The sequence below is a fragment of the Sulfurimonas sp. SWIR-19 genome, assembly GCF_020410885.1.
Classification (GTDB): Bacteria; Campylobacterota; Campylobacteria; order Campylobacterales; family Sulfurimonadaceae; genus Sulfurimonas; species Sulfurimonas sediminis.
The window spans coordinates 1,024,941-1,044,002 of record NZ_CP084578.1 but is presented as its reverse complement, the minus strand read 5'-3'; the positions used below and the strand labels follow the sequence as shown (position 1 = coordinate 1,044,002).

Annotated in this window: 19 protein-coding genes; 2 read left to right on the top strand and 17 right to left on the bottom strand. The window is 37.3% G+C overall.

Going from position 1 to position 19,062, the window contains the following annotated elements; translation table 11 throughout:
• Positions 1-24 precede the first annotated feature (24 nt).
• From LCX93_RS05420 to LCX93_RS05400, 5 genes are all read right to left on the bottom strand, one after another.
• Complete coding sequence (locus LCX93_RS05420; RefSeq protein WP_226069202.1) at positions 25-666, bottom strand: GNAT family protein; 642 nt, start codon at positions 664-666, stop codon at positions 25-27.
• A gap of 3 nt (positions 667-669) precedes the next feature.
• A complete protein-coding gene (locus tag LCX93_RS05415) occupies positions 670-849 on the bottom strand; it encodes a hypothetical protein (RefSeq protein WP_226069201.1) in 180 nt (59 codons plus the stop codon).
• A 22-nt stretch (positions 850-871) separates the two neighbouring features.
• The gene (locus LCX93_RS05410) at positions 872-1,051 is read right to left on the bottom strand and encodes a hypothetical protein (protein ID WP_226069200.1); all 180 of its coding nucleotides are present in this window, start codon (positions 1,049-1,051) and stop codon (positions 872-874) included.
• A 524-nt stretch (positions 1,052-1,575) separates the two neighbouring features.
• On the bottom strand, positions 1,576-1,785 hold the full coding sequence (locus tag LCX93_RS05405) for a hypothetical protein (protein ID WP_226069199.1): 210 nt from the start codon (positions 1,783-1,785) through the stop codon (positions 1,576-1,578).
• Positions 1,786-1,841: 56 nt separating this feature from the next.
• The gene (locus LCX93_RS05400; protein WP_226069198.1) at positions 1,842-2,855 is read right to left on the bottom strand and encodes a Fic family protein; all 1,014 of its coding nucleotides are present in this window, start codon (positions 2,853-2,855) and stop codon (positions 1,842-1,844) included.
• 175 nt (positions 2,856-3,030) lie between these two features.
• On the opposite strand from LCX93_RS05400, the gene LCX93_RS05395 reads away from it, so the two are divergent.
• Positions 3,031-4,719, top strand: a complete 1,689-nt coding sequence (locus tag LCX93_RS05395) for a protein adenylyltransferase SelO (RefSeq protein WP_226069197.1) — start codon at positions 3,031-3,033, stop codon at positions 4,717-4,719.
• Here the strand turns inward: LCX93_RS05395 and LCX93_RS05390 are convergent.
• Complete coding sequence (locus LCX93_RS05390) at positions 4,716-5,177, bottom strand: hypothetical protein (protein WP_226069196.1); 462 nt, start codon at positions 5,175-5,177, stop codon at positions 4,716-4,718. The genes LCX93_RS05395 and LCX93_RS05390 overlap by 4 nt on opposite strands.
• A 119-nt stretch (positions 5,178-5,296) precedes the next feature.
• Here LCX93_RS05390 and LCX93_RS05385 point away from each other — a divergent pair, with 119 nt between their 5' ends.
• On the top strand, positions 5,297-5,617 hold the full coding sequence (locus LCX93_RS05385; RefSeq protein WP_226069194.1) for a hypothetical protein: 321 nt from the start codon (positions 5,297-5,299) through the stop codon (positions 5,615-5,617).
• A gap of 3 nt (positions 5,618-5,620) precedes the next feature.
• Here the strand turns inward: LCX93_RS05385 and LCX93_RS05380 are convergent, their stop codons facing one another.
• The 11 genes from LCX93_RS05380 to LCX93_RS05330 all read right to left on the bottom strand — a co-directional run bounded on the left by LCX93_RS05380 (position 5,621) and on the right by LCX93_RS05330 (position 19,062).
• On the bottom strand, positions 5,621-6,046 hold the full coding sequence (locus tag LCX93_RS05380; protein ID WP_226069193.1) for a bacteriohemerythrin: 426 nt from the start codon (positions 6,044-6,046) through the stop codon (positions 5,621-5,623).
• A 55-nt stretch (positions 6,047-6,101) separates the two neighbouring features.
• Positions 6,102-7,181, bottom strand: a complete 1,080-nt coding sequence (locus tag LCX93_RS05375) for an ABC transporter permease (RefSeq protein WP_226069192.1) — start codon at positions 7,179-7,181, stop codon at positions 6,102-6,104.
• Positions 7,181-8,302: an ABC transporter permease gene (locus tag LCX93_RS05370; RefSeq protein ID WP_226069191.1), complete on the bottom strand. Its 1,122-nt coding sequence runs from the start codon at positions 8,300-8,302 to the stop codon at positions 7,181-7,183. Before LCX93_RS05370 ends, LCX93_RS05375 begins: the two co-directional genes overlap by 1 nt.
• A complete protein-coding gene (locus LCX93_RS05365) occupies positions 8,299-9,921 on the bottom strand; it encodes an ATP-binding cassette domain-containing protein (protein ID WP_226069190.1) in 1,623 nt (540 codons plus the stop codon). Before LCX93_RS05365 ends, LCX93_RS05370 begins: the two co-directional genes overlap by 4 nt.
• 6 nt (positions 9,922-9,927) lie before the next feature.
• A complete protein-coding gene (locus tag LCX93_RS05360) occupies positions 9,928-11,085 on the bottom strand; it encodes an HlyD family secretion protein (protein WP_226069189.1) in 1,158 nt (385 codons plus the stop codon).
• A gap of 10 nt (positions 11,086-11,095) precedes the next feature.
• The gene (locus LCX93_RS05355; protein WP_226069188.1) at positions 11,096-14,146 is read right to left on the bottom strand and encodes an efflux RND transporter permease subunit; all 3,051 of its coding nucleotides are present in this window, start codon (positions 14,144-14,146) and stop codon (positions 11,096-11,098) included.
• 2 nt (positions 14,147-14,148) lie between these two features.
• Complete coding sequence (locus LCX93_RS05350) at positions 14,149-14,856, bottom strand: efflux RND transporter periplasmic adaptor subunit (protein ID WP_226069187.1); 708 nt, start codon at positions 14,854-14,856, stop codon at positions 14,149-14,151.
• Positions 14,853-16,091 (bottom strand): TolC family protein, encoded by a 1,239-nt coding sequence (locus tag LCX93_RS05345; RefSeq protein WP_226069185.1) that lies wholly within the window; start codon positions 16,089-16,091, stop codon positions 14,853-14,855. Before LCX93_RS05345 ends, LCX93_RS05350 begins: the two co-directional genes overlap by 4 nt.
• 2 nt (positions 16,092-16,093) lie before the next feature.
• A complete protein-coding gene (locus tag LCX93_RS05340; protein ID WP_226069184.1) occupies positions 16,094-16,687 on the bottom strand; it encodes a TetR/AcrR family transcriptional regulator in 594 nt (197 codons plus the stop codon).
• Positions 16,688-16,763: 76 nt separating this feature from the next.
• Positions 16,764-18,302 carry a sensor domain-containing diguanylate cyclase gene (locus LCX93_RS05335; protein WP_226069182.1) on the bottom strand — a complete coding sequence of 513 codons (1,539 nt, stop codon included), beginning with the start codon at positions 18,300-18,302 and terminating at the stop codon, positions 16,764-16,766.
• A 46-nt stretch (positions 18,303-18,348) separates the two neighbouring features.
• On the bottom strand, positions 18,349-19,062 hold the full coding sequence (locus LCX93_RS05330; protein ID WP_226069180.1) for an ABC transporter ATP-binding protein: 714 nt from the start codon (positions 19,060-19,062) through the stop codon (positions 18,349-18,351).

Genomic DNA, 19,062 nt, shown 5'->3' with positions numbered 1-19,062 from the left:
AAAATACAGTAGCAATAATAATTCTCAAAGTAAACATACCTTTTTTTGTAAGGATTTTATAAAACTACTATAAATATTTAAAGAGTAATCATTGCAGAACTCCATAAATTCTTCAAGAATTATATTTAAATTTTTATTATATTCGTGGGTTGTCTCTATTTTTTTGATCATAAAAAGTGTATCTATACTATCATCTTCTTGATTTAGTATATCATAGCCATTAAACCTATAAAAATCTACAGCATCATCTTTAGCATCTACTACAATGGCTTTACACCCTATTTGGCTTGATAAGATAAATCCTAGTAGGTCTGTAAAAAACAGCAGTCTTGTAGCTATACCTTTTCTTGTATATTGATCAGATGTAAGCAGTCTTGTTATTTTTAATGCAGGTATAGGATAGTTTAAGCCTAGTGGTACATCAAAATAATTTTTTGCATCATTTCCCTCAATGGTAGTTAGGGAGAATGATATGTAAGCAGCCGATTTATCATCACTGGTTAAAAAAAGATATGTTTTATAGAGTCCATCAAGTGAGTGTTTATATGCGAATTGTTTCAAATAATCTACAAGTATCTTATGCTCATCACATTTTACATCACTAACAGAGTTTTTAAAACTATTTTTAGAGGGAAAGTAAGAAGATATTTCTACAATTTTTGACACGGTTTATATATCTATTTTTTTTGCATTAATTCTTTTAAATCTGTCAATTTTCTTTTTTACAGAAGCTTTCACCTGTTCAGGAGTCTGATTAAAGAGATAATCTACCAATTTTTTAGCATCATCACCACTGACAATATAACCACTCTCAGCTTTAGCTCTTTGATTTATATGTATTATTGCCATAACCATTTCCTTTCAAATTTATTTATTCGCAAAAGAGATCAACTAATAAAAGCTTTCTTTTTGCAGTTCTTCTTTTTAATTGAACTCTTTTGTTTTTATCAAAATCTTTTAATTTTTCATAACTTTTTTTGGAAAAAGCATCCACCACCAGATTTTCATTTTCCACTTTTAAAACAATTGGTTCTAAAAATACTTTTGTCATAATCTTGCTTTTTCCCTAATTACTGCATATTATAGCATATTTAAGTTTCTAGTTTTATTTGTTATTGCAATTAATTAAATCAGTTCTCAAAAAAACTTAAAATTAGTCTCTACATTGCTAAAGTGCCAAAGTTGCCAAACTCTGATTTTAAGGAATTTTTACCTGCCAAACTAATATATCCAAAAAAAGGATATTTGATTGAGAAAAACTTGACCAAAAACTTGACCATTTTTTCGCTTAAAGTATCAGTTTTTACAAAATATTCAATACAACAAAGCCCATAATTAGAGAGTTTTTTCACATTTTAGAGAAAAAAGAGGTCTTCGTAATAGACTCGTATTTGCACCTTATAACTCCCTATTTATCGCTATTTTTATCACTAATATTTTCAAAAATGCCTCTAAAAATTGAAACTAAAGAACATGATGTTCATTACAATTGAAAACACCTTTATAAAATTGCTTTTGAATTTGAAATAGAAGTAAAAAATTTAATCCTTAAAAATACAGTAGCAATAATAATTCTCAAAGTAAACATACCTTTTTTTGTAAGGATTTTATAAAACTACTATAAATATTTAAAGAGTAATCATTGCAGAACTCCATAAATTCTTCAAGAATTATATTTAAATTTTCATTATATTCGTGGGTTGTCTCTATTTTTTTAATCATAAAAAGTGTATCTATACTGTCATCTTCTTGATTTAGTATATCATAGCCATCATCATAATTCATTAGTTGATTTACTCTTTCTTGTTTGTTCATACTCTACATGTACTAAATTTGACATTTTATTTCTTTATTTCCCAATGCCCGCGAGTTCCACCAAATCTTGCTATAAGATTTAATTTTTTAAGTTTAGATATGTTTTCTTCTATCTTTCGTACAGATATTCCAATTTCATCTGATAGTTTTTTGGCACTTATTTTTGGATTTACTTGCATAAGTTCCATGATAATGATTTGATTCTCTGTAAGATTACCGACCCTATTACCCACCTTATTACCGACCTCATTACCGAACTTTATGATTGTTTGTAAAATCATGTCTAGCATAAACTCTATAAAAGGGGTACTATCACCTATTGCACTAGAGTTTTCTAGCGCTTTATAATACTCTTCCTGATGATCTCTAACTATACTTTCAGTAGGCAAGAGAGCAAATAATGGATTAAATTTATATAAAATAACACTTTGCCAAAGTCGTCCTATACGACCATTTCCATCTACAAATGGATGTATAAATTCAAACTCGTAGTGAAATATACAAGATTTTAAAAGTAGATGTTCATCACTACTTTTGAGCCACTCAAAAAGTTCTCTCATAAGCTGTGGCACTAAATGACTTTGTGGTGCTATATGCTCACCCACTCTTACATTTGATGTTCTAAAACTACCGGCATTATTCAAAATCTCATCCATTAGTATCTTATGAGCTTGAAGCAAATCAGACATATCATTATATTGATAGTTTTCTAACTCTTGATAAGCCTTGATAGCGCCTTTTACTTCTGCTATTTCCGGTATATTTCCTAAAACTTTTTTACCATCAACAATAGCTGTTATTTTCTCTTCACCCAAAAAATTACCCTCTATTTCTAGTGTACCTGCAAGTGTTTTAATACGGTTCTTTTTTCTAAGCATTGGAGTTATATTTTGGTTTGAATTATATTTTAGCTCTGTTATATGCTCACTTATTTTATTTGTGAGGTTTAGCATTTTAGAGGTTATAGTGTATGGAGGTTTATACTCTGACATCATTATCTCCTTGTGTGTGCCGCTTAACATCACTTCATTATGAATCATTTTAGCATTAATTTAGTTAAAGAGTGTTTATAGAATAATACAGCTATTAATGTCACTTAATCTTGGGTTAATACTGATCACACTGATTATTATCAATCCAGTGTAATTTCAATAATTTATCTCTTACAAAGCTATTTGGGATATAAAATATTATATTTTAAATGAAGGACAATATATGCAAGATATACAGACACTTGATAATCTGGCACAGTTTGCTGAGTATTCTCTAATGGACACACTTAACCCTGATCCCAATGCTACAGCAGACGGTGTAGATCACGCGCCAAGACAGGTATTCGGCGGGCATTATGTTCCGGTAAAACCTACTCCGATAGAAAATCCTGTTTACATTGCGCACAGTAAAACTTTTTTTAAAGAGCTTAGACTGAGTGATGACTTGGCTGCATCTGAGGACTTTATGCGCATGTTTTCGGGTGACACTTCCCATCTCAAAGAACCTTTGCGTCGCACCGGTTGGGCAACAGGGTATGCACTCTCCATCTACGGTACAGAGTATTATGAGCAGTGTCCTTTTAAAACAGGAAACGGGTATGGTGACGGACGCGCAATATCTGTTTTTGAAGGGCTTATAAATGGCAAACGCTGGGAAATGCAGCTCAAAGGCGGAGGGAGAACTCCTTACTGCCGTGGAGCTGACGGTCGTGCGGTACTGCGTTCAAGTATTAGAGAATTTTTGGCACAAGAACACATGTATGCCCTTGGTGTTCCCACATCCCGTTCTTTGAGTTTATACACTTCAAAGACAGAAACAGTCAGACGGCCTTGGTTTAGAAACGGTTCGTATTCAAGAGATCCAGAAGTTATGATAGAAGAAAATGTTGCTATTACAACACGTGTTGCCCCCTCTTTTCTTCGTGTAGGGCAACTTGAACTTTTTGCTCGACGGGCACGTAAAAATGAGCATCCAAAGGCGATGGAGGAACTTGAGATGCTTGTCTTGCACCTGATTGAAAGAGAATACAGTGATGTCATAGATAAAGATTTACCTTTAGAAGAAAAAACAGTGCTGCTTGCCCGTGAATTTCGCTCCCGCCTTACTTCACTTGTAGCAAACTGGATTCGTGTCGGATACTGTCAGGGAAATTTCAATGGTGACAACTGTGCCGCAGGCGGTTTTACACTTGATTACGGTCCGTTTGGGTTTATAGACATGTTCGATCCGAAATACCAGCCTTGGACAGGAGGCGGAGTCCATTTTTCATTTCTCAACCAACCCCAGGCTGCCGAGCAAAATTTTGGGATGTTTTGTAAATCCTTAGAGCCTTTGCTCAAATCACATGAACAGCAGATGCAGCAGTTACATGTAATCATAAATGATTTTTCCAAAGTTATGCAGGCTAAAATGATACAGATGTGGGCTTCTAAACTTGGCTTGTCAGTCTTTAATGTCGCATTGTTCAACGAACTTATAAAACTTATGATAGAGACTTCGGTTGACTACACCATCTTTTTTCGTGAACTTTCAAATATTCCTGAAGATATTTCCATGCTTGCAAAAAGCTTTTACGGTGACTCCGTATATAACAAAGCACTGATGAGAAACTGGAGCGAGTGGCTGGAAAAATGGAAGGCAAGCATCAATGTCACTACTCCTGAGACCCGCAAAAAGCTCTCACAAGAGATGAAACAGGTCAATCCCAAGTACACTCTGCGAGAGTGGTTTTTAGTGCCAGCATACAAAACAGCCCAAAAAGGAGATTACACCCTTATAAAAGAGCTGCAGGAAGTGATGACACACCCATATGATGAGCAGTCATCTGCAACAGAAGCAAAATACTACAGCCAAAAACCTGCTGAGCTGTTTGAGATTGCAGGAGTTTCTCATGTGAGCTGTTCGTCTTAGAATTGCATCTCCACTTCTTTTTCCTTGAGTTTTTGAATGTAGAGCAGCGCATTTGTAAAGGCATACTGGTCTACTTCCTCTATGCCTGCTTCTTCGCATTCTACCAAGTGGTCAAAACCGTCAAGTTCCATGTTTTGCACTTTCTTCAAATGTATGACATAGAGTAACAAGTCGGCTAAATCACTTATAGGAATTATCTCTCTGTAATTTTTGTTGCACGCACTTATATAGTCGTCACATATGCTTTCATTTGACATCAAAAGTATCCAGAGAATAATTTTATCTACCTTTTTTGGTGCATTCACCCGACCTGAAAAATCTTCATAAAGTGCTTTATTTTTGGCTATCTCATCAAGCTGTTCATGAACCTGTGCTGTTAAAAAATCAACCCTTTCATCTGTAAGTTTTTCATTTTTATAGCCATCTAATACTGACTCTGCAATTTGGTATGTGTGCATTGTTTTCTCTTTTTCTCTTTTTTATTTTAAAGTCAAATTATACCATTCAAACAAAATATTTTTCTTGAATTTTTTGGCTATAATCGACCAAAAGAAACATTTTAAGAATAGGAGTAACAATGTATCCAAATAAAAAATTAAGAAAAGGCTTTTGTATGAAAGTTGAGGGTGTTTTGCTCAATCGTCCGGACTTGCATAATATTGCGGCAGAATTAGGGATAAACCCAGGTGACGTACTTACAAAAAATCAAATCCTTACGATTTACAATACTTCTGAAGCATGCCAGGAAATTGTAAAAGATAACGCATTGGCAACATTTGTAGCAATGGCACTTAATATTTCACCCCAAAACATCACTGATATCAAAGAAGTTGTAGAAGAACCTGTAAAAATTGAATTTGATCTGAGTGATTTTGAAGACGACGAAGATGATGAATAGGTTTTACAAACCTTTCATCTTTTTTGCAAGATAATTTGCAGTCGGGTAGTCCACTGTGTTTACATGTAAGACTATCCATTCGGGTGCTCTGCGGATAAAATCAGTAATTTTTGAAACCTTTTTATAGTTTTTCCAATTTTTAAGAGCCATATTCAGTTCTTCCAAAAACATGTCATGTGCAGTTTTGTGCATATCATAGGAAGGAAAGTCATACTCCTGCATCAGACGTTCTTCGTTTGCAAAGTGTTCATGAACATGCTTCACATACTCCTCGATTTTTGCTTCAAGTTCTTCTAATGTCGCTTCCCCACGATCGTAAGAGATCGCAAGATTATCTATTGCATTTAAAATTTTAATCTCATTTTCATGAGTTTTTTGCATCTCCTCCACATCCATATCTTCAACTTGCTCAATATATACCAATGCCATAAAAAATCCCTCTTTTTTATTTATTATAGTAAAAAATTAAAAACAGAGCGTTGATTTAAAACAATTTTCCGATTTTTCTAAAGCCGTACCAATACAACAGAGTTCCCAGAAGAAGAACTCCGCTAAAATATGGCCACAAATCTATAAACTCCGTTCCTCTGAAAAAGATACTCTCCGTTGCTTCTATGTAGTAGCGAAGCGGTGAAAACAAAGAGAGAGTTTGAAATACCGGATGCATAGCATAAACAGGGGTCCAGGCACCACTGAGAAAAATCAACGGCATCATAATAATGATAGAAAGCTGAGCCACCTGCATCACATTTTTGGACACAGCCGCTACAAAAAGTCCTATACCCGCACTCGAAATAGAGTACAAAAACGTCAGGAGCATAAATGCCCAAAAGGATCCGTTGAGTGGTACATCAAACTGGTCAAAAAGAACAAATCCCAAAGAGAGTACAACGCCTGCCATGACTATGAGTACCTGCGAAAAACTTTTTGCCAGTATTATAATCTTGGGATTTATCGGAGTAAGCAGCATAATATCCCAGGTGCCGTCCTCTTTTTCTTTGACAAAAACAATGGCCGTCAAAATGACTATCAGCAGAGTTATAATTGAAAGCAGTTCTGTCAGTGCCATAAAACTGTGATTGTCCGCATTTTGATTAAAAAGTTTGTGTGACTTTAATTCAATCGGAAAGTTTACAGACTGGAAGTCAAATACAATATTTTGCAGATACATAAATGTCGTGAGACTTTGCGATGCTGCAGTAGCATCGAGCAAAAGATTGATCTGTGCTTTTTTTCCGCTCTTGTAGTTCTTTTCAAAATCAGAGTCAAAGAGTATTCCGACCATAACCTCTTTGTTAAAGATAGCATTAGAGAGGGCTTTTTGCGAAAGGAAGGCAACCGGTGGTCTAAACTCCGGTTGATGCAAGCGTGCAAGTATCTTTTGGCTTACTCCCCCGCCTGTTTTGTCAACATACCCGACAACAACATTGCGCGGTTTTATCTGTATGCCCGAACCGGCTATATAAACATCCAGCGTAAACGAATAAAGTACAACAGCCACTAATCCTATAGAGCGTAAAAAACTCAGCAGTTCTTTGGAGACAATCATAGCAAATATCCGCATTATTTCATCTCCTTTTTCAGCAATAAGGTACCGATAGTAAAAAGTCCCACAACAAACCCGACAAGTATCAACAGATACATGATAATTTTTTCAGATGCCAAACCCTGTCCTATCAAAAATGTATCATAAAGAATATGCGTATAATACATCACCGGAAACATATGCGCTTCAATATATGACTCGCCACTCATGGAAGATATCGGCATAAGCATACCAGAGTATAAAAATCCCGGAATTATGGTGATAATAATTGTCAAAACAACGGCAACAATTTGTCTGCTTGTAATGATAGAAATAAGCATACCGATAGAGAGACTGATAAGAATATAAAGTTCACTGCTGAGCCAGTAGAGCATAAAACTTCCCCGAAAAGGAACATCAAACAGATAAACTGCAAGCAAAAAGAGTATAAAAATATTCACAGAATGCAGTAAAAAAGCAGGAAAAAGTTTTGCAAGAAGGAACTCTCCTTTACTCAAAGGCGAAGCATAAAAATTAAAAATGGTCCCTCGCTCTTTCTCTTTTACTATAAGAAGTGCTGCCAAAATTGCAGGAGCCACCAAAAGCACAAGTCCTATGAGTCCCGGAACTATGGCATCTTCATCCCGCATTGCCTGATTGAAAAGCGTACGCTGATTTAACACAATAAGCCCTTTTGCAGACAAACCGCTTCTTTGTGCCACCTCACTTACCCCATCAAGCACAGTCCCCTTGATATATCCCTCAATAGTCGTAGCCCTTGTCGGAAAAGAAGCATCTACAAAAATACCGATTTCACTTTTTTGAGCATGTAAAAGCCGTTTTTCAAATGAACTTGGAATGATTAAGACTGCATCAGTTTTAGCCTGTTTTATAGAGCGAAGTGCCTCTTTTTCACTTACATGTAACACCTTTGCATTAAAGTATTTGCTATGTTCAAACTTTGAAATGAGCATTTGTGAAAATTTGCTCTGGTCATTGTCAAGAATCAGAATTCTTGCATGCGTTACATCCATACGGATTCCGTACCCAAAAAGCAGTACAATCATACTCGGCATCAAATATACCATCACAATCAGACGCGTCCTGTAAAGCTCCATAAATTCTTTCAATATATAGGCTTTAATGGTTATTAGTTTCATTCTCTATCCTTATAGTATGTCAAGAAAATATCTTCAAAACTCTTTGCATCGGGATGTGATTTATAAAAATTTTCTATGGTATCGTCTGCAATCTTTTTTCCCTGTTTGAGCAGTACCACTCGGTCACAGTACTCCGCCTCGCTCATATAGTGTGTGGTTATCAAAATAGATATATGCCACTGCTCTTTGAGCTTTTTCAAAATTTCCCAAAACTGCGCTCTTGCAATGGTATCCACACCGCTTGTAGGCTCATCCAAAAACAGTACAAGCGGTTCATGTAAAAGTGCCGCAGCTATGGAAAAACGCTGGTTTACGCCCAGAGGAAGCGCAGTTGGCAATTCATCCATATACTCTTTAAAGCCGAGTTCATTGGCATACTGCTCAATTCTTTTTAAGGCAGTTTTGAGAGGAATCTGATGCATATTGGCAAAATAAATCAGATTTTCCCGTACAGTCATGTCATTGTAGAGTGCAAAATGCTGACTTACATAGCCGATTTTGGACTTGAGTGTTTGACGGTCATCTCCGCTGCGGATGACTTTTTCAAGCAGAGTAAGTGTCCCCTCGTCTATCGGGTACAGACCCAAAAGCATTTTGATAAATGTCGTTTTTCCTGCGCCGTTTGCACCCAGAAGACCCAGAATTTCACCCCGTTTGAGTTCTATGTCTACATGGTCATTTGCCGTAAAACTGCCAAATCTTTTTGTGATCCCTTTTGCCTGCATCACAACAGGCGGTATTGCGATTTCTTTGTCTCGTTTTGTTATGACGACCTTAGGCAGGAGCTTTTTCTTTTGCAGAGCGTTCACAAAAAAGAGTCCCTCCAAAGTAGGTTCTGCCTGCTTTACATGTAAAGGCTGCAGCGAATAGGTACGCTTGTTAAAACTCAGGCACGCTTCTTTACATGTAACCTCTTCATAAACATAGGGACGAATGGAGTCTATAAGCTCTTCATTTGTGCCGCGGGCAATGATTTCTCCTTCGTCAAAAAGAAAAATTTTGTCCATTTTTGAGGCTTCTTGCATATAAGCGGTGCTTACTAGAATCACTGTACCCTCTTCTTTGCGTATACTGTCGAGAATCTCCCACAGTTCCAAACGGCTCAACGGATCCACTCCGGTTGTCGGTTCATCCAAAATAAGAAGTTTCGGACGGTGTAGAAGTGTGCAGATGAGTGAGAGTTTTTGCATCATCCCGCCACTGAGTTTGCCGGCTTCTCTCTCGACAAAAGCACTCAGTCCTGCCATATGAAGCAGTTTTTCTCTATATGCAAGAAATTTTTCATCTTTTGTAACATTGCGAATATCGGCAAAAAACTCTAAATGCTCCCCGACTGTCAAAGTATCATAAAGAACAAGTCCTATTCCCTGTGGCATCAGTCCGATAAAAGGTTTTACCTTTTCTGCCTCTTTGGGTGAGTGGTAGGCGATACCATCATAAACAATCTCACCCTCAAAACGGATAACACCGGCTACAGCATGCATAAGAGAACTTTTTCCTGCACCGTCTGCTCCTATAAAACCGATAATCTCTCCACTGTTTGCTTCTAATGAGGCATTGTGTATGCCGACTCTTTTTTTGTAAGAGACCCGGATGTTTTTTACTTCAAGAAGAGACATCTTGTTTTAGAGTACCGGAATGTCATTGAGTGAAGCTGGCAGACCTTTGCCATCAAGTGACACAACTCCCACAGCCGGTATACCGAGTTTTAACAAGGGGTCAATTGCCAGTGGTTTGAGATGCACGGCAAACACTCTTTGAATTCTGTCTGAACGCACACTGACCTCTTTGGGCGTAAATTCCGCTTTTTGGGCAATACGCACTACTTTTGCCTGTATCGGATGATTTGGGTAGGCATCAAGAAATATTACCGCTTTATCACCCAGTTTTATTTTTCCGTTTTGCAGTGTGTCAACAAATATTTTCAGATACAAGGAGTGGGGATCCAAAAGTGTGGCTACCGGCATACCGGGAGCTATCACCTCGCCCTCGTTGGCAATCTTTTCTACCGTAATTCCATCAACAGGTGAGACAAGTGTCATCTCCTGTATCATCGCTTCTATTTGTGCTTTGGATGCTTTTGCAGCTTCAATACCATCTTGCAGCGCCTGAATATTTGCGGCAATGGCAAAAAGTTTTTTCTGTGATGCCTGCGCATCCAAAAGTGCAATACGAGCCAGAGTTACTGCTGATTTTACTTTTTTTAGCTGTTGCTGCAGTGAGGAGAGCTTTTTATTTTCTGTATCTCTTTTGAGTTGGGCAAGTTCCAGTTTGTGCTTGTCAATACTTTTGTTTTTATACAATCGTTGAGAGCGTTTCCAATCTCTTTTTGCCTGGGCAACGACATCTTTTTGTATCAGAATATTTTTTTCAAATGCCTGTTGCGAAGCCTGGGCTGAGACAAGCTGTGCTTTTGCTTTTTTCTCCAAAAGCGGAATGGTTGTCTGTGCAATTTTTTCTTCGATTTTTTGTGCTGCGAGTTGCTGTTTTTTTGCCTGAATCTGTGCATCAAGCCCTGCTTCTTGTGCTGCAAGTTCTTTGCTCTTTAAGACACCCACAACCATTCCTTTATGCACAGGCACACCGTCATCAACAAATATTTTATCCAGTCTTCCTGCGTATTTTGCATTGAGGTTTACCAGATCACCGTCCATACGACCTGTCCCTTCAACCAAATTTGCAGGAAGTGTTTTTGGATGCAGTTTGTTGTAAATCATAGCACCGGCAGTCACCAACAAAACAGCTATAACAACAGCCAACCAATATTTTTTTAGAACCTGCATAATCTACTCCTTATTCAGTATCACTCTGTATTTTTTTCTCATACCACTTTCTGAGCCATTGATCAATCGGATTTATCATTTTATAAATTACAGGTACAACAAGCAATGTTAACACCATTGAACTTAAAAGACCGCCTATGATGGCTATTGCCATCGGTGCTTTTGTTTCACTTCCCAAAGAGTTGCTCAGTGCCAAAGGAAGCATTGCAAATATCATTGCAATTGTTGTCATCAAAATCGGGCGCAGTCTTTTTTCTCCCGCTTCAAGCAGTGCGGCATTGGCATCTTTTCCCCGCGATACTGCTTCATTGGCAAAATCAACCAGCAGTACGGCATTTTTACCGACCATACCCATAAGCAGCATAAATCCAATCATCACAAAGAGACTGAAATGCAAATGTGTCAGATACAAAGCCAGCATAACCCCGATAATACTCAGAGGCAATGCCATCATAATGATAACAGGCTGAATAAGCGACTCATACAAAATCGCCAGGATGATAAACATTAAAATGACAGACAAACCAAGAGCCACGCCAAAAGCCTTGGCAGTTTTTTCCATCTCTTCGGCAAAGCCTGTAAATTTATACTGCACTCCCTCAGGCAGCAACTCATCTATTTTTGCACGGGTATAATTGACAGCTCCGCCCAGATCAAGCCCAAACAAATCAGAGTAAATTGTCACCTGTCTTTGTCTGTTGTAGTGATATATCGAAGCCAAAGACCTTGCATTGTGAAATGTAACAAGACCGTCAAGAAAAACCAACTCACCGTTTTTGGCTCTGAGTTGGATTTTTTTGAGATCATCTATGCTTACACGGTCTTTGTCAGGCAGTCGCAGGGTAATTTTGTACTGTTTTCCGTTTTGTTCAAAATAGGAAATTTCCAAGTCACTTGAAAAGGCAATCGAGACAGCCTTTGCTATCTGTGCTGCACTGATTCCCATTCTGTTGGCATTTTCACGGACTATATTGATGTCAATCTGTGGTTTGCCTTCATCAAGATTAGAGTCAATATCAACAAAGCCTTTTTTCTTCGCCAGATACTCCATCAAATTTTTTCTTGCCACATCAAGCTTGGCAAAAGAATCCGATGTCAGTACAATTTGATAGGGTACACTCACCCCGGCACCTTTGATGTTTGGAATTGCCGCTGCTGTAATAAACATCTCTTTGGAAAAAGGCTTGAGCTTTTTACGGAACTCCTGAATAATCTCTTCTTGATTCTTTTTTCTGCTGCCTTTAGGCGTAAGTTTGACATAAATGAGTGCTTTGTTTTTCTCATGCACACTGTTATAGCCCACACTCAAGGTTGTAAAAACAACATTTTTGTCAGCTCTGATTAAATTTTCAATCACTTTGGACTCTCGTATCATTTCATCCAAACTGATGCCGGCATCGGCTCTGAGTTTTACTTCAAACTCTGCTTTATCTTCTTTTGGCAGAAAATCCATACCGATTTTTGGAAAGAGAGAAAGCGAGGCAACAAACACCCCAAGAACAAAAATAAGTGTAAAAAATTTAAAACGGAGCACAAAACTCAGTGTTGCAGCATATAATTTGTCTATACGTTGAAAAATCGGTTCTGTAATATTGTAAAACCTGCTCTCTCCTTTATGCAATACTCTTGCGCTCAAACTCGGCATAAAACTCATCGCAACCGTATAGGAGATAATAACAGCAAACCCTACCGTCATCGCAAAACTTTCAAAGAATTTTCCGACAATTCCGCTCATGTGTGCAACCGGAAGAAAAACAGCAAGTAACATTGCCGAAATTGCAAGAATAGCAAATGCCATCTCTTTGACTCCATACAGTGCGGCTTCAAACTTGCCCATACCTGCTTCCATCTTTTTGTAGATATTCTCAAGCACAACGATGGCATCATCTATGATAATTCCGATAGCAAGCGTCAAACCGATGAGTGTCATTTTATTCAGGTTATACCCCATCAGATTCATTAAAGCAATCGTACCAAGAATAGAGATAGGAATAGAGAGTGCCGAAACCAGCGTAATAGTAAAGTTTCTCAAAAAACCGAAGATGATAATAACTGCCAAAATTGCACCGTAAATAAGGTCAAATTTCACATCTTCAAGTGAGTGAATGATAAAAGGCGTAGTATCCTGAAGCAGTTCTACACCATATTTTTCGCCGGCCATCTTTTTTAGCTGCGGCACGGCTTCTTTGACGCGCTTTACTATATCTATCGTATTTGTTCCTGAAATTTTTTGCACTTCAAGCATAACACCCGGTATACCATTGTATGATGAGTAGCTTTTTGCATCACTCAAAGAATCAACAACTGTTGCCAAATCTTTGAGTCTCAAATCATCTTTTACTATAATGTCTTGGAGCTGCTTCACGCTCAGGGCATCCGCTTTTGTTTTTAAGATAATCTCTTTGGTTTTTGTGATCAGCTTCCCACCGCCGATTTTGACATTTTCTTCTGCTACAATGTCATTTAACTCTTTGATGGTAATGCCAAATTTGTTAAGCTTGTAAATATCGGGAAAGATTTTTATCTCTCTGTCTTTGTAACCGATGATATTTATAGCACCGACACCGTTGATCTTTTGAATAGCCGGTTTTACTTTCTCATCGGCAAATACCATCAGGTTTTGCAAGGTGTCTTTTTTTGCTGTTAAAAAAACATTGATAACAGGAGCCCCGCCGATATCGAGTTTACTGACAAGTGGCGTTTGTGCATCTTTTGGCAAGATAACAGCTGAGACTTTGTCACGGACATCATTGGTCGCTTCATCAATATTGCGTTCTAAAAAGAATTTCACCATAACAACAGATGCGCCGTCACTGCTTGTGGATGTGATGCTGTCCACTCCGCCTATACGGGAGATGGCCTCTTCTATTTTTTCTGTGACCTGTGATTCTATCGTATCGGCTTCGACACCCGGATAGATTGTTTTGACCGTCACTATAGGAAAATCCACATTCGGATAGAGTGCCGAGGGCATGCTTTTAAAACTCATATAGCCAAAAATCACCAATGTAATGACATACATCAGTGTTGCAATTGGTCTGTTAATCGCTAATTTGTACATCGTTATTTTCCGTCAACCAGTATCATACCGTCACCAAAAAGCCCGACTGTAAAGTCTTTTGCCTCTACTTCCGCTTTTATCTTTCTGTTGTCAAAATTTGCATACGGATAGACTTTGGAGATAACACCTGTGTAGGTCTTGCTGTCTCCGTCTACCTTATATTCAAAGGTTTGTCCGACTTTTACAATACCGTGATATTTTTGGTCAAATTCCAATATCAGCTTTCTTGCATGAATGCTTTGTATTTTAAAAACAGTTTTAAGCATCAAACCGCTTACAGCATCGCCAACCTCTATGCTTTTGTCATAAATGACACCTGCAAAGGGTGCTTTTAAAATCGTCTTTTCATACAAAGCCTGCTGATAGGCAACCGATGCTTTTGCATTTTCATAATTACTGAGGACTTTGTCATATTTACTTGCATCTATGAGTTTTTTTATTTTTTTCTGTCTCTCAAGCTCTCTTTTAGCAAACTTAAAAACTATCTGTGTTTTTTCAAGCATTGCTTTTATATCTTTGTTTCCCAGTTTTGCCAGTATTTGGTTTTGGCTCACTACCGAGCCGATATCGACATTAACTTTTTCTACTATTCCGCTCGCAGTAAAAGCCAGATTTGCACTCTTTTGTGCTGTCACATCAAATGTTGCGTAAACCTTTTGCGCATAAGAAAGACTCACCAGGGTGATTAAAGCTATAAATATTTTTTTCATTTAACGAACTCCTCTAAATTTTCATTGTTATAATAGTAATAAATGCCATAGGCTATTTCGAGATCATTGCGTGCTTTTTCATACCTTGCTTTTGCCTCTGTTTTTGCCGAAAGCGCATCAAGATAGACGACATTGTCCACGATGCCTGCATTGTACTTTTCTGTGATAGTTTTTAAAGCACTTTTTGCCGCTTTGAGTGCACTTTTTGAACTTTTAATGTTGAGTTTGGCTGTATGAATTCGCTCTTGTGCCAATTCTTGCTGCATCTGTTGTTCTTTTGATTTGTAAATAATCTGCTGATTCAGTGCATCAGCCTGCAGTTTCAGAGCCTCCTTCTGCTCTTTGAGTGTCCCAAAATCAAACAGTCTCAAGCCGACTGTAGCCATCAGCTCATTTTGTTTGTCAAGGTAGGCAATGGGAATTCCGCCAAAAGTCGGCTTATCCTGATACCCATAAAACGAATAGGTATCTTCTATACGGATAGTAGGATAATAATAGCTCTCAACCGTTTCACCTAAATTTTGCAATGCTGCTTTTTTGTACCTGAGTGACTCGATACTGTCAAGAAGCTCTTCATTTTGTGCTGCTCTTTTGTCAAACTGCGAATTTTCCAAAGTGTTTATTTTTTTTCCAACTTTGAGTTCAAGTGCTTTATGCAGCGCTGTTATTTGAAATTTTGTAGATTCTATTGCATACAAAGTGCTGTCGTATGCAGATTGGAGTCTGTCCACATCATCACTTGTCGCAAGATCAGCTTCATAAAAATGTCGCACTCTTTCAAGCTGTGCCTTGACTGCTTTGGAAGCTTCTATCGTCGCACCCAAAGAGGCCTGCAGACTTTTAAGATTATAATAATCCTCTGTTATCCCAAGAAGAATAGATTTTTTTGTATCTTTATAACTAAAAGAAGCAGATTTTTTTTCATTCTCTTTTTGTTTTTTTGTATATGATTTTTTTCCGCCGTCATAGATATCAAACCCGATTTTTGCCCTTGCTCCGTATGTTGTTCCCGGGAAAAAAGGACTCGGTTTGTCATCCCGTTTATAAAAAGCACTCACATCCAAGGTAGGAAAATAATTGCTTGTGGCACTTTGCACCTCTTTTGCTTTTGCATGTACTGCTATTTTGGAGGCATTGACAAGATTGTTATTTTCTTTTGCAAAATCCAAAAGTAATTTCAGGTCATCTCCAAATAAAAGAGCGGGGACAACAGTGAGTAAAAGTAGTTTTTTCATAATCATTTCTCCATTAAATCAAATAAAATATCTATTTGCGTATCTATTTTTTGTTTTAAATCTTCTATGGCACTTGTGGTAACACTCATAATAAAAGTACCCTGAGCAAAAGCAAAAATACCCATAACCAACTCTTTTGCTTCACTCTTTAACTCGTTTTTTTCTATACCCTCTTCTATGATATTTTCCATCCATTTTTCATAAAGCGTATAGCACTCTGTTTGAAAAGCAACCATCTCTTCATTTGTACTGCTCAAAGCAATGGCAGTAAACTGCTTGTATATTTCACGCAGTTCTCTATCTTCATCGGCATAAAAAAAGCTAAAAAAACTTTTAACTTTTTCTCGTGTGCTTACATGCAGTGAGAGTTGTTTCTCTTTTCTCTCGTTATGCTCCTGCATCAAAATTTCAACCAGTTCAAAGACTATCTCATCTTTGTTTTTGAAATATTCATACACCGTGCCTTTGCCTATGTTGGCAGCTTTTGCAATCTGAGAAATTGTTATATTGTTAATTCCGTCTTTAAGAATTAACGCTTTTGTTCCAAGAGCAATATCTTTTTTTTTCTGTTCTTTGTCAACTATAATTGCCAACATAACCCTCCAAAAGTATTTTTGACCGACTGTCGTTCAATTATTATAGTAGCATTATTGTTAATCTTGTCTTAATATATTAGACTTCGTAGAGTGTAACCCGGTTTTTTCCGTTTTTCTTGGATTCATACAGTGCTTCATCCGCCACTTTTATCAATTTTTCCAAAGAATCTGCCATCCCGTATGCTATGCCAAAGGAAACTGTATATCTGATTTTCATATTGTTATATATAATGATGTTGTTTTCAAAATCTTTTCTTATTTTTTCAAAAAGTTTTTTTACATCCTCTTTGGAAATATCATCAAGAACAACACAAAACTCTTCCCCTCCAAACCGTGCAAACAGATCATATCTTCGCAGATTTTTTTCTAAAATTTTTTTCACTTCTATGATAGCCAGGTCACCTGCATCGTGACCATAAGTATCATTCACAGTCTTAAAATCATCAATATCCATCATCACTACAGCCAACTTGGTATGTTTTCGCAGCGCTTTAGAAAAAATTGCCCTGGCAACTTCAAAAAAGTATCTTCGATTATATGCCCCTGTCATATAATCCTGTATTGCCTGCAGTTTCAGTTTGTAATTTATGTATTTTGCTTTTTGATATAGAAAAATCAGATAAAGGCTCAAAAGCATCAAAAGAAAAATAGGAAAGGTATATAAAAAAGATTTAAACCAAAGAGTGTGTGCCTGCACTCTGTAAACAAAGTGCAAATGTACATACGGGAGTCTTTTGACAAAAATATATTGAGAGTCTTTGTATTGCAGAGATTCTGAAGTTTCATTCATATTTCGTACGGAGACATCCAGAAAATCATCTATCTTATATATTTTGCTTCGGTTGAAATCCTGTATCAGATTATGGCTTGCCACTATCTGGTTTTTGTTATTATAAATTACACTTTCATTATTAAAATAATCCAGGCGTGCAAGCAGATTGTCAAAATTGTTCAGTGTTATATCCACATCAATTGTCCCCAAAAAATGCTTTTTGTAATACAAAGGCTTGCCGACAGTCACCATAAGCCCTTTGCCTATGGCATCCATATACAAAGGTGTCAAAAAGAGTTTTTTTTGAGGATTGGCCTGGGGAGTTGCATCATGATAAAAGGGTTTTTTCTCAACCACAGGGCTAAACTGAAAATCTGCAGAGGAAACATAAGGGTAAAGAACCGTAAAATGATTTTTCGAATAGTAATAAATCCAGGCAAAATTTTTATTTTGTTCAGCAACCAGTTGAAAAAACGGAGTGAGTTGCAGTGCCGCCTCCATCTCCTGGAGCAATTTTTTGTCCGAAAGTGCATTTTTGCCAAAACCCAATAAATTTACATCTTTGTTTTCATCGAGTGCATAGGTGCCGTTTTTATTGACATACTTTACATGTAAAGCCTCATTTGGCTTAAGATTCTCTCTATTTTTAAAAATCTGCTCTGCGGCTAGATGTAAATACTCTACCGCATTTATACTCAGACGCATTTTATTTTCAATACTCAATGCCATCTCATCTGCATTTCTAAAAATATTTTTCATCTGCATTCTGTTAAATTCTAAAAAAAACAGCATATTTAGTAAAACAATAATAAATACAGCAATAATGAGTTTTTTGTGATCCATACTTATCCGTTTCGTTTGCATAAGTATATCTAATCTCACATAAAAGTCAAAATATCATATTTTCTCCAGATATTTTGGAAGAAACAACCTTTTTGTCTTCTATCTTTAAAATTCTGTCGCAAAGTGGCAACATTGCTTCATCGTGTGTCACCATGATTACCGCCACATTCTGTTCTATGGCTATCTTTTTGAGCATCTTTACAACATCAACGGAACGCTTGGAATCGAGTGCAGCCGTCGGTTCATCTGCAAGTATGATTTGAGGCTTGTTCGCCAAAGCCCGTGCTATGGCAGCTCTTTGGTTTTGTCCGCCTGAGAGTTCAGAGGGCATAGAGTGCGCTTTGTCCGCAATTTCAAAATATTCCAAAAGCTCCATCGCGGTTTTTATGCTCTCTTCTTCAGATACACCGTTCGTCTGAGGCACCAGAGTAATGTTTTCTAAAATATTTAAAAAAGGAATCAAATAATGCGCCTGAAAAATAAAACCGATTTTTTCGCGTCTTATTTTTCGTGTCTCTTTTGTCAGCCATTCATTGTCATAGACTTTTTCCTCACCAAGCCATATTTTTCCGCTTGTCGGCTCTTCCACGCAGCCTATCATCATCAGCAGGGTTGTCTTTCCTGCACCGCTTGGTGCCACAAGCGCTACAAGTTCGCCTTTGTCCACACTAAAAAATGCTCCGTTTAAAACTTCAACAAGAGAATCGCCTTTGCCGAAATTTTTGACCAGATTTTCTACTTTAATCGCCTGTTTTTTCAT

Bases quoted from the DNA above. Each gene is read 5' to 3' on its own strand.
- LCX93_RS05340 (WP_226069184.1), bottom strand. From the start codon at position 16,687: ATGTTGGCAATTATAGTTGACAAAGAACAGAAAAAAAAAGATATTGCT.
- LCX93_RS05350 (WP_226069187.1), bottom strand. From the start codon at position 14,856: ATGAAAAAAATATTTATAGCTTTAATCACCCTGGTGAGTCTTTCTTAT.
- LCX93_RS05395 (WP_226069197.1), top strand. From the start codon at position 3,031: ATGCAAGATATACAGACACTTGATAATCTGGCACAGTTTGCTGAGTAT.
- LCX93_RS05370 (WP_226069191.1), bottom strand. From the start codon at position 8,302: ATGAAACTAATAACCATTAAAGCCTATATATTGAAAGAATTTATGGAG.
- LCX93_RS05375 (WP_226069192.1), bottom strand. From the start codon at position 7,181: ATGCGGATATTTGCTATGATTGTCTCCAAAGAACTGCTGAGTTTTTTA.
- LCX93_RS05415 (WP_226069201.1), bottom strand. From the start codon at position 849: ATGGCAATAATACATATAAATCAAAGAGCTAAAGCTGAGAGTGGTTAT.
- LCX93_RS05365 (WP_226069190.1), bottom strand. From the start codon at position 9,921: ATGTCTCTTCTTGAAGTAAAAAACATCCGGGTCTCTTACAAAAAAAGA.
- LCX93_RS05360 (WP_226069189.1), bottom strand. From the start codon at position 11,085: ATGCAGGTTCTAAAAAAATATTGGTTGGCTGTTGTTATAGCTGTTTTG.
- LCX93_RS05385 (WP_226069194.1), top strand. From the start codon at position 5,297: ATGTATCCAAATAAAAAATTAAGAAAAGGCTTTTGTATGAAAGTTGAG.
- LCX93_RS05345 (WP_226069185.1), bottom strand. From the start codon at position 16,091: ATGAAAAAACTACTTTTACTCACTGTTGTCCCCGCTCTTTTATTTGGA.
- LCX93_RS05330 (WP_226069180.1), bottom strand. From the start codon at position 19,062: ATGAAAAAACAGGCGATTAAAGTAGAAAATCTGGTCAAAAATTTCGGC.
- LCX93_RS05335 (WP_226069182.1), bottom strand. From the start codon at position 18,302: ATGGATCACAAAAAACTCATTATTGCTGTATTTATTATTGTTTTACTA.
- LCX93_RS05390 (WP_226069196.1), bottom strand. From the start codon at position 5,177: ATGCACACATACCAAATTGCAGAGTCAGTATTAGATGGCTATAAAAAT.
- LCX93_RS05400 (WP_226069198.1), bottom strand. From the start codon at position 2,855: ATGATTCATAATGAAGTGATGTTAAGCGGCACACACAAGGAGATAATG.
- LCX93_RS05355 (WP_226069188.1), bottom strand. From the start codon at position 14,146: ATGTACAAATTAGCGATTAACAGACCAATTGCAACACTGATGTATGTC.
- LCX93_RS05405 (WP_226069199.1), bottom strand. From the start codon at position 1,785: ATGAATTATGATGATGGCTATGATATACTAAATCAAGAAGATGACAGT.
- LCX93_RS05380 (WP_226069193.1), bottom strand. From the start codon at position 6,046: ATGGCATTGGTATATATTGAGCAAGTTGAAGATATGGATGTGGAGGAG.
- LCX93_RS05410 (WP_226069200.1), bottom strand. From the start codon at position 1,051: ATGACAAAAGTATTTTTAGAACCAATTGTTTTAAAAGTGGAAAATGAA.